We start from the raw sequence: 9,638 nt of genomic DNA, 5'->3' as shown, positions 1-9,638 counted from the left end.
GGAGGTAGGGAGGCGGCGGGCCGGTGCCAGTGACGTTGTCGGCCGCGCCGCCGTCGTGCCGGGTTTCGAGGGTGTGTCCGGCGGCGACCGCCTCGGAGGCGGTCGCCGCCGGACCCCACAGCACCGCTTGTGGTGCCCGCGGGTGGTGCTGCGAGGGGTGTTGCCGGGTGAAGCTCGTCAGGAGGCCACTGTGGACGGACTTGGAACGGCTCGGCCGTATTGCCAGGGGTAGATCTCGGCCAGCTTGTGCGGGTCCAGCCGGGCCATGGCCCGTAGTGGCCAGGACGAGTCGCGCAGCGCCTCCCGAGCGAGCAGGACGGCGTCGGCGGCGCCGTCGCTGAGGACCGTCTCGGCCTGCTCCGGGTCGGTGATCAGCCCGACCGCGGAGACCGGCAGCCCGGGTACTGCGGAGCGCACCTGGTGCGCGAACGGCACCTGGTAGCCGGGCCCAACCGGGATCTGCTGGTCCGGGTCCAGCCCGCCGGTGGTGACGTCGAGCAGATCGACCCCACGTTCGGCCAGGCGCGGGGCGAGTTCGACGGTTTCCTCCGGAGTCCAGCCGCCGTTCACCCAGTCGGTGGCCGAGATCCGCAGCAGCAGTGGCCGGTCGTCCGGCCAGGCCGCGCGGACCGCGTCGATCACCTGCAGCAGCAGGCGAATCCGGTTTTCGAACGAGCCGCCGTAGGTGTCGGTGCGGTGGTTGGCCCGCGGTGAGAGGAACTGGTGCAGCAAGTATCCGTGCGCGGCGTGGATCTCGACGACGTCGAAACCGGCGTGCACCGCCCGCTCGGTGGCCGCGGCGAAGTCCGCGACGATCCTCTCCAGGTCGGCGGGCGACGCTGCGGCCGGTGTCGCGTAGCCGCGGTAGGCCGACGCCGACGGGGCGAGTGCGGTCCAGCCACCCTCCTCTGGTGGCACCGAACCTCGGCCCTGGCCGGGCACGCGGGTCGAGGCCTTGCGCCCGGCATGCCCGAGCTGCACCCCGATCGCGGTGCCATGGGCGTGGGCGAAGCCGGTGATCCGCTGCCAGGCTGCGACCTGCTCGTCCGACCACAGCCCGACGTCGGCCAGGCTGATCCGGGCCTGCGGTGAGACGGCCGTCGATTCGGTCAGCACCAGACCGAACCCACCGGTGATCCGGGCGCCGAGGTGCACCAAGTGCCAGTCGGTGGGGACGCCGTCGGCGCCGGCGCTGTACTGGCACATCGGCGAGAGCCAGGCCCGGTTCGGCAGATCCAGGTCGCGCAGCCGCAGCGGGCTGAACAGCGCGGTCATGACGTCACCCCCAGAAAGGCACGGGCGTTCGCGGTCAGCGTCGCGGTGTCCAGCCCGCCCGCGGTGGCGAATCCGAGCGGATCACGCTGGGCCATGTCGAACGGGTAGTCGCTGCCGCAGACGACCGCCTGCTTCCCGACCCGCGCGGCGAGCAAGTCGAGCAGCGCCGGGTCGTGGGTGACGGTGTCGAACCACAGATCACGCACCGCCTCGCCGGGCGGGCGGGTCGAGTCGCGGCGGACGTCGGGCCGGGTGCGCCACCCGTGGTCCCAGCGGCCCAGTAGGCCCGGGGTGCAACCACCGCCGTGCACGAAACAGATCCGCAGCCCCGGCAGCGCGTCATGCACCCCGCCGAGCAGCAGCGCCGCCACCGCTGTCGCCGTCTCCACTGGGTTGCCGATCAGATTGGCCAGGTAGTGGTCGCGCCACTCGGGCCGGGGGAGTTGCATCGGGTGCACCAGTACCGAGAGCCCGAGCCGGGCGCAGTCGGTGAGCACGTGCCGAAGCGTTCCGCGGTCCAGTGACTCGCCACCCAACAGCGGCGGGATCGCCACCCCGGCGATTCCGGGCGCCGACGCCAGCCGTTCCAGCCGGTCGGTGGCCGCTGCGTCATCGTCCAGCGGGACCAGGCCGAGCCCGATCAGCGCGCCGCCTGAGTCCGCGACGACCGCGCCGAGCGCGTCGTTGAACGCGTCGACATAGTCCGGGGCCGAACCCGCGACCGGAAACGCGAACGGTGGCGCCGAGAGCACTCGCACCGCGATGCCGGCCTCGGCCATATCGGCCCGGATCGCCGGGACGTCACTCATCGCTTTGGTGGCGATCGACAGTGGTACGTCGCCCAGATAGAGCTGCCCGTCCCGGTCCCGCAGCGGCCCGTACGGCGCGCCCGGCGGCAGCCCGAACAGGTTCGCCGGCAACCAGTGGGCGTGCACGTCGACCGGACCCGCTTTCGGCGTGGCGGTCATCGCCGGTCCAGCGGGAGTGGGGCGTTAGCGCTGTCCAGGTGCTCGACGGTGGTGAATACCAGCTCGGTGTCGCCGATGTTCTCGATGTCGTGCAACAGGTACTGGTCCTGCGCGAAGGTGAAGTGCCTGGTTTCCCCCGCGTCATAGGAGACCTCGCGGGTAGTGCCGTCGCTGGTGTGCTGGCGGCTGCGTCCGGCGTTGACGGCGGTCCAGAAGTAGTCCAGCACGTGCCGGTGGGCGTGCCAGCGCTCGCCGGGCGCGAGGCGGATCTCCCAGACCCGCACGCGGTCGTTCGCGCTGAGCAGTCGCGAACCGACCTCGCCGTCGAAGGAATGCGCCTCGAACTCGGCACGCAGCTCGGGGCTCCAGCCCTCGAAGTCGGTACCGACCAGCTCGCCGGCCAGCGGCAGGTCGGACAGGAATCCGGTATCGGTCATTTCAGGGTCCTTTCAGCGGCGGTTTCGGATGGCGGGGAGCTCAGCGGCCGGGGCCGTAGAGGCCGAAACGCAGGCTCGGGTCGCCGGGAGTCCAGGTGTTGTGGAACTGGGAGCGCTCGCCCATCTCCTTCACCCGCTCCAGCAGGCGTGAGCCGAGTTCGAGCTGGGCGGGCTCCCACTTGCGCAGCGCTGCGGCGATGTCGCCGTCGGAATCGGTCAGCGCGTCGGCTAGCGCCCAGGCATCGGCGGCGGCCTTCGCAGTGCCGGCCGCAGCGTGCGGGCGGGCGGCCGACGCGGCGTCGCCGAGCAGGGCGATCCGGCCCTCGGCCATCTTCGCCGACCGGACGTCGGAGACCACTTGGATGTAGGGCTGCTCGGTGGCGGTGACGACCTCGGCCGCGGCCGGAGCCAGCAGCTGCGCGGCGGTCGTGCGCATCTCGTCGACGTAGCGGTCCTGGACCTGGCCCGGGTGCAGCGACACGGTGCCGGTGAAGCCGCGCTTGTCGATCAGCATTTCGGCCAGCTCGCAGCCGGCCGGGACGTTGCGGTACCAGACGTAGTTCATCAGCCGGTCCCGCGGCCCGGTCCCGGTCTCGCCGGGGATCGGGTAGAGCGTGATGTGCGAGTGCGGGACGACGCTGTAGGAGATCGCGTTGCCCAGCAGCGAGCGGACCTCGGCGGGCAACTGGTGCTCGGGCACGGTGCCCCGCCAGCCGACGTAGCCGGAGTACTCCATCTCGGAGGACGGGTCGAGCAGTAGGCGGCCGATCGAGGTGATCCCGTCGGCGAACACCACTAGCTCGGCCTGCGCCTGCCGGCCGCTGACGAACCTCACAGTCGCGCTGTCGGCGTCCTGGGAGACGCCGCAGGCGAACTCGCCGAGGTGGTAGTGATCGGTACCGAAATCGGCCAGCAATGCGCGGTAGAAGGTGCCCCAGGAGGTGTAGGTCCAGCGGCGCCGGTCGCGGTGCACGATCTCGTTGCCGGGCCCCAGGTACTGGACGTACTCGGTGGAGGTGGACAGCGTCGCGGGGTTCTGGTCGCTGCGCTCGGCGAACCATCGGACGGTGTCGGGCTGCAGCACGATGCCGCCGCCACGGCCGTCCAGCGGGGTCGGGGTGCGTTCGAAGACGTCGACCTCGAAACCGAGGTCACGCAGCAGCAGCGCGGTGGTGAGCCCGCCGATGGAGCCGCCAATCACGGCAGCGCGGGCATGGGTGTAGGGGGACATCAAAGGCTCTCCTCGGAACGGGCCGCGGCGCCCGGCGCAGGGTCCGGGACGGGGGCCGGGTTGGTCGGAAGGGGCATGCCACGGGTCTCGGGAGCGAACAGCAGCCCGAGCGCGCCGAGCAGGCCGACCGCGACCACACAGGTGGTGGCCAGGCCGAGGTCGCCGCCGAACCAGGAGGCGGCGATCACTCCAGCGATCAGCGGGCCGGCTGCGGTGAAGTAGCGGCCGATGCCGTTGTAGAGCGCCATGCCGGTGGCCCGGACCGACGGTGGGAACAGCTCCGGGCCGTAGACCAAGATCCCGGACAGTGCGCCGTAGAGGCCGAACCCGGCGACCGGCACGACCAGCAGGAACGTTTCCCATCCGGGTTCGAACGGGAAGAGGAATCCGACGCTGGCGGCGGAGATCGCGAAGCTGGTGAGAAACGCCCCGCGGCGGCCGATCTTGTCGGCGAGGAAGCCCCAGGTGGCGTAGCCGAACACGCCACCGGCGTTGAACAGCATCGAGGCGATCGCGACGCGGGAGTTCGCCACATCCGGGGACAGCTCGGCCGCCGCGGCGGCCTGCCGGATCACCTGTGGGTACCAGGTCGAGACGCTCCAGAACGCGACCAGCGAGCCGGTGGCCAGTGCAGTGCCGACCAGGGTGGGGCGCAGCAGCGGCGGGGTGAGCAGCCGGATCAGCACGAACCGGTCCTGCTCGGTGCGCTGTCCGCTGGCCCGGCGGGTGCGGCGGGCGGCGATCATGCCGCGGATCTCCGGCGGCTCCGGCACGTGCTTGCGGATGAAGTACACCAGCAGCGCCGGCAGGACGGCGATGCCCATCATCAGCCGCCAGCCGTAGCCACCGAGGATCGCGTAGGACAGCGCGGCGATGAAGAAGCCCATCGCGTAGCCGGACATCATCACGCCGCAGGCGCGGGCTCGGTAGCGGTTGCGCCACACCTCGGCGACCAGGGCAGCGCCGACCGGCGCCTCCACCCCGGAGCCGAGCCCGGCGACGAACCGCAGCACGCCCAGCTGCCACCAGGTGTCGGCGAAGGCGGCTAGCGCGGTGAACACCGCGTACGTCACGATCCCGGCGGACAGCACCCGGACCCGGCCGAAGTAGTCGGCGAGGATCCCGAACACGATCCCGCCGGTACCCCAGCCGAACAGGAACAGCGCTACGGTCAGGCCGCCGTAGAGCCCGATAGTGCCGGTGCCGGGCTCGATGCCGCTGTGCGGCAGCAACTCTGTCATCGCCGGGCCGAGGATCAGCGCGTACAGGCTGCCCGCGAACCCGTCTAATGCCCAGCCCATCGTGGTGCCGGCCAGCACCAGCCATTGAGTGCGGGTGATGACGGTGCGCCAGGTCCCCGGCGCGAGATTGGCGGAATTCGACATGTACGGCTCCTTTGCCGGAGGTCGAACGTGTTTCGAGAAATCAGTTGAGGCGGCCCGGGACGGCAGAGCCGTACCAGTCGACGTCGTCACCCGCGGTACGCGCGACGACGGTCTTGAGCCAGGTGAAGTCGTCGAACGACTCGGTGCCGGCGTCGCGGCCAGTGCCGGACTCCTTGATGCCGCCCCAGGGCAGTGACGGTTCGAGCCGGTGGTGGTCGTTGACCCAGACCATCCCGGCCTGGATCCGGTCGGCCACCCGATGCCCGCGGGCCAGATCGCGGGTCCAGACGCCCGCGCCGAGTCCGAACCGGTTGTCGTTGGCCTTGGCGATCGCATCGGTCTCGTCGTCGAACGGGACGACGACGGCGACCGGGCCGAAGATCTCCTCGCGGGCCACCCGCATGTCCATCGTGGCGTCGGCGAGCACGGTGGGGCGGACGAAGAACCCGCCGTCCAGTGGCGCGGGCAACTGCGGGACACCGCCGCCGGCAGCGACCCGGGCGCCCTCGGCGCGTCCAGCCTCGATCAGGTCAAGCACCTTGTCCCGCTGCGCCGCGCTGACCATCGGGCCGATCTGGGTGGCTGGGTCCGACGGATCACCGATCCGGATCGCGTCGGCCCGACGGGCCAGAGCCGCAACGAACCGGTTGTAACTCGCACGCTGCACCAGGAATCGGGACCCGGCCACGCAGGACTGCCCGGCCGCGACGAACGCGGCGAACGCGGCGCCCTCGGCGGCGACGTCGGGATCGATGTCGTCGAACACGATGATCGGGGTCTTGCCGCCGAGCTCGGCGGTCACCCTGGCGAACCGATGCGCCGTGGCGACTGCGGCCGCCCGCCCGGCCTCGGTCCCGCCGGTCAGCGTGATCTTGGCGATGTCGAGGTGCCCGGTCAGCCGCTCACCGACCTCACGGCCTCCGGTCACCACGTTCACCACACCGTCCGGGATACCGGCCTTCGCCAGCAGCTCGACCATCGCCAGAGTGGACAGCGGGGTGGTCTCAGACGGCTTCACCACGACGGTGTTGCCGGTGGCCAGCGCCGCGGACAAGCTGCGGGCCAGGATCAGCAGCGGGTGGTTGAACGGGGTGATGATCCCGCAGACGCCGAGCGGGGCCCGGCGCTGGTAAGTCAGGTACGGACCGTCTGAGGGCAGCACCGCATCCCGTTGGGCGGCGAGTAGGCCGGCGTTGTAGCGAAACCACTCCGGCACCCGTGACAGCTGTGCGCGGGTCTCGGTGACTGGTCGACCGTTGTTGCGGGTTTCGAGCCTGAAGAGATCCTCGGCGGCTTCCTCTACGACGTCCGCCACACGCAGCAACAGTCGGCCGCGTTCGGTGCGGGTGAGCGCGGGCCACGGGCCGTCAAGAAACGCCGCACGTGCGCGGGATACCGCCGCGTCGACCTCAATGAGGGAGCTGTCGGTGACGGTCTTGATGACGGCCCCGGTGGCGGGGTCGATCACTGGGCGATCGGAGCCCCTGAAGGGCTGCGGGTGGGCAGGGGACGAAGCGGTCGTCGTCGACATTCCGGCCCTTTCTGTAGCGATCTGGCGGTGGGGCACGTCGGAGTCTTGCTCACGCTGGCAGCCGACCGCTATGTCAGTGGAGACATAAATAGACAGAAGAAATGTCCTCTGAAACACTCATCTGTTATGGAGGATGAGAACAAGCTGCGCGCCTGGTTGACCGCGATCGGCACACTGACTTCGGCGGTGAACTCCGGCCGCGGGCTGAGCGACGTCCTCGACCTCGTCGCCTCAACCGCCCGCCAGCTGCTCGGGCTGGACTTCTGCGGGGTGCTGGTGCCCGACGCCGAGGAACGTAACCTGGTGATCGCCGGGGCGAGCGGGCTGTCGGCAACCTATGTGGCCCGGATCAACTCCGATCACCCGGTCCGGCTGGAACCCGACGCCCGAAGCGGCGCGCCGTCCAGCCGCGCCTACCGCTCCGGCCGCCCCTTCGCGGTCAGCGACATCTCCCGCGAGCCGGGATTCATCTGGGGCGGTGTCGCGCACGACCAGGACTACCGCTCGATGCTGTCGGTCCCGCTCGTTACCGCGTCTGGCGTGATCGGCACCCTGAACAGCTACCGCTCGGCGGTGCACGAGTTCGACGCCAAGGAGATCAGTTGCCTGCAGCTGCTGGCCGAGCACGCCGCGATCGCGATCACCTCGGCGCGGCTGGTCGAGGACTTGCGCGAGCAGCACGAGCTGGTGACCCGCTCGGAGCAGATCCACCAGCGGCTGCTGCGGGTGGCGGTCAGCTCCGGCGGGATGACTGGAATCGCCGCCGCCCTGCACGACCTGCTCCGCACCGCAGTGGTGCTGCAGGACGCGCGCGGCGAGGTACTGGCCGCGGCCGGCCGGGCGACCGAGCCGCCGGTCGCAGGCTGGTCACCGGCCGCCCCGCCACCGGGAACCGAGCTGGTACGCGAGCAAGACGGCCACGTCGTCGCCGACGTCGTGCTCTCCGGCGAGGTCCCGGCCAGGGTGTGGCTGCTCGGCTACACAGGCCAACTGTCCACAGTGGACCGGCGTGCGCTGGAGCACGCCTCGGTGGTGCTGTCGCTGGAGCTGCTACGCAGGCGCACCGCACTGGAAGTCGAGCAGAACCTGCGCGGCGAACTGCTGGCCGAGCTTCTCGGCGGCGCCGACCCGCGTGCGAGCGCGCTGCGCCACCGGGCCCGGCTACTCGGCCACGACCTGGCGCGTTCACACTGCGCACTGGTCGGGCAGATCAACACCACCGGCCAAACCAGCGCTGACCAGGCCCGTCGGCGCGCCACAGAGGAGGCAAACCGGCTGGCGTCCACCATCAACCCACGTCCACTGGTGGCCCAGCACCGAGACGCCATCGTGGCGCTGTGGCCGGTCTCGGCAACCGGGCCAGCAGCCGGCCCGGACGCCGCCGAAGCGCTGCGCCGAGCGCTCTGCACAACCGTCGGCGTCACCTCGGCGACGGTCGCGGTCTCCGAACCCACCGACCACCAGTTCGCCGAGGCCTGCCGCACCGCCCGAGGCGCACTCACCGTCGCCGAACGTGACGAGCGCATCGGCGGCGTCGTCACCCTGGACGCGCTCGGCGTGGCCGGCCTGCTGCTCCAACTCGACGACCCGGCGCCTCTGCGGGGCTACGCCGACCGCACTCTCGGCCCACTGGTCCGGCATGACGAGCAGCACGGCACCTCGTTGGTGGCGACCTTGCGCGCCCACTTGGCCCACCGACTGGACCGACAGGCGACCGCGCAAGCGCTCATCCTGCACCCCAACACGATCAGCCAGCGGCTGCGCCGGATCGAGACGCTGACTGGGCTGGACCTGCGCGACCCGACGGCGGCCCTGGAGGCTCGTTCGGCCCTGATGGTGCTGGATGTAGCGCACGGCTTGTCTCGGCGCGACCCGTGGGCTGACTGATGCGGCGTCCAATTCGCGGTGCCCCGCAACAAGATTGGGTGAGGATCGACGCGGGCAAGACCACACACAGGCGTGTGCGATGGACGGCGAGGGCAAAGTCGTGTTCTTGCGGAAGGTGGCCAACGACCAGGCTGTGATCGAGTGGCTCATCGCCCGCGCGGCCAAGGCCGCCACCGAGGTGCGGTGGGCGGTCGATCCGACCAGCAACGCGGCCGCACTGCTGCTCGCAGTGCTGGTCACCACCGGCCAGTGGGTGGCCTACATGCCCGGGCCGGGTGGTCAACCGCATGACCGGCGTGTTCCGCAGCGAGGCCAAGTCCGACGCCAAGGACGCCCGGGTGATCGCCGAGGCCATCCGTATTCGTTCGGATCTCACCGAACTGTCCACATCGGAGGATTTGGTGGTGCTGCTTCGCCGTCCCCCAGCGAGCTCCCGCCCTCTGCGGAATCGGTGGCGATGCAGCGCGGACGCTTCCTCTGCCCCAATGTCCGTTGTAGACGGACTAGAGCGGCAGCGCCGCGAGCAGCATTGCCCCCATTCCGATGCTCATCGCCCCGTGACATGCCGAACACAGCGCGATCGCCTCACCGCTACAGCTCGGTGTGGCATCGCCGGGCTGAGTGGGTGTCGTTGCCTCCAGCGCCTGACGTCCACGGTCGACGGCAGCTGCGATCCAGCCCATCGGGACACGATTAGGAAGCCACCGAGCACCAGGGCGACGATCGTGATCCCGGTGGGCAGCTCGGGCGGCTGCGTGCCTGCGGCTGCGACACCCCGAGGTTGCCCTTGCCGAGAATCTCATCCGCTCTGGTCATGCGGTATGCCGGCACTCGTGGAGGATGCCGCCGAGGCGATCGCGTCTTCGTATGTCGAGGCGGTTGATCTGTTCGGGGTCGATGATCGGGTGGGGGAGTGGGCATAGC

Annotated in this window: 8 protein-coding genes and 1 pseudogene; 3 read left to right on the top strand and 6 right to left on the bottom strand. The window is 70.5% G+C overall.

The features are described from left to right. Positions 1-177: 177 nt before the first annotated feature. Genes E1288_RS45165 through E1288_RS45140 form a run of 6 tightly spaced genes read right to left on the bottom strand, consistent with a single transcriptional unit; the run spans position 178 to position 6,764 of the window. Positions 178-1,275: an NADH:flavin oxidoreductase/NADH oxidase gene (locus E1288_RS45165; RefSeq protein WP_132495352.1), complete on the bottom strand. Its 1,098-nt coding sequence runs from the start codon at positions 1,273-1,275 to the stop codon at positions 178-180. Next, a complete protein-coding gene (locus E1288_RS45160; RefSeq protein WP_132495350.1) occupies positions 1,272-2,243 on the bottom strand; it encodes an amidohydrolase family protein in 972 nt (323 codons plus the stop codon). Before E1288_RS45160 ends, E1288_RS45165 begins: the two co-directional genes overlap by 4 nt. Further along, on the bottom strand, positions 2,240-2,680 hold the full coding sequence (locus E1288_RS45155) for a cupin domain-containing protein (protein WP_132495348.1): 441 nt from the start codon (positions 2,678-2,680) through the stop codon (positions 2,240-2,242). The genes E1288_RS45160 and E1288_RS45155 overlap by 4 nt, the downstream gene beginning before the upstream one ends. 40 nt (positions 2,681-2,720) lie before the next feature. Further along, positions 2,721-3,911, bottom strand: coding sequence for an FAD binding domain-containing protein (locus E1288_RS45150; protein ID WP_132495346.1), 1,191 nt, complete (start codon positions 3,909-3,911; stop codon positions 2,721-2,723). Next, entirely contained in the window at positions 3,911-5,296 is a 1,386-nt protein-coding gene (locus tag E1288_RS45145) for an MFS transporter (RefSeq protein ID WP_207954925.1), read from the bottom strand. The genes E1288_RS45150 and E1288_RS45145 overlap by 1 nt, the downstream gene beginning before the upstream one ends. Before the next feature lie 40 nt (positions 5,297-5,336). After that, positions 5,337-6,764 (bottom strand): aldehyde dehydrogenase, encoded by a 1,428-nt coding sequence (locus E1288_RS45140; RefSeq protein WP_132495344.1) that lies wholly within the window; start codon positions 6,762-6,764, stop codon positions 5,337-5,339. 189 nt (positions 6,765-6,953) lie between these two features. Here E1288_RS45140 and E1288_RS45135 point away from each other — a divergent pair, with 189 nt between their 5' ends. From E1288_RS45135 to E1288_RS48425, 3 genes and pseudogenes are all read left to right on the top strand, one after another. Continuing rightward, on the top strand, positions 6,954-8,714 hold the full coding sequence (locus E1288_RS45135; RefSeq protein WP_132495343.1) for a helix-turn-helix domain-containing protein: 1,761 nt from the start codon (positions 6,954-6,956) through the stop codon (positions 8,712-8,714). Between the two features lie 79 nt (positions 8,715-8,793). Continuing rightward, positions 8,794-8,925 (top strand): annotated as a pseudogene (locus E1288_RS48430) (IS110 family transposase); the annotation flags it as partial. Positions 8,926-8,989: 64 nt separating this feature from the next. After that, the gene (locus E1288_RS48425) at positions 8,990-9,637 is read left to right on the top strand and encodes an IS110 family transposase (RefSeq protein WP_268952037.1); all 648 of its coding nucleotides are present in this window, start codon (positions 8,990-8,992) and stop codon (positions 9,635-9,637) included. Position 9,638 lies beyond the last annotated feature (1 nt).

It is taken from the genome of Saccharopolyspora elongata (assembly GCF_004348985.1).
GTDB lineage: Bacteria > Actinomycetota > Actinomycetes > Mycobacteriales > Pseudonocardiaceae > Saccharopolyspora > Saccharopolyspora elongata.
This window is presented reverse-complemented; position numbering and strand designations above follow the sequence as displayed.

Excerpts from the sequence above, each read along its gene's own strand:
- E1288_RS45145 (WP_207954925.1), bottom strand. The coding sequence starts at position 5,296 with ATGTCGAATTCCGCCAATCTCGCGCCGGGGACCTGGCGCACCGTCATC.
- E1288_RS45150 (WP_132495346.1), bottom strand. The coding sequence starts at position 3,911 with ATGTCCCCCTACACCCATGCCCGCGCTGCCGTGATTGGCGGCTCCATC.
- E1288_RS45160 (WP_132495350.1), bottom strand. The coding sequence starts at position 2,243 with ATGACCGCCACGCCGAAAGCGGGTCCGGTCGACGTGCACGCCCACTGG.
- E1288_RS45135 (WP_132495343.1), top strand. The coding sequence starts at position 6,954 with ATGGAGGATGAGAACAAGCTGCGCGCCTGGTTGACCGCGATCGGCACA.
- E1288_RS45155 (WP_132495348.1), bottom strand. The coding sequence starts at position 2,680 with ATGACCGATACCGGATTCCTGTCCGACCTGCCGCTGGCCGGCGAGCTG.
- E1288_RS45165 (WP_132495352.1), bottom strand. The coding sequence starts at position 1,275 with ATGACCGCGCTGTTCAGCCCGCTGCGGCTGCGCGACCTGGATCTGCCG.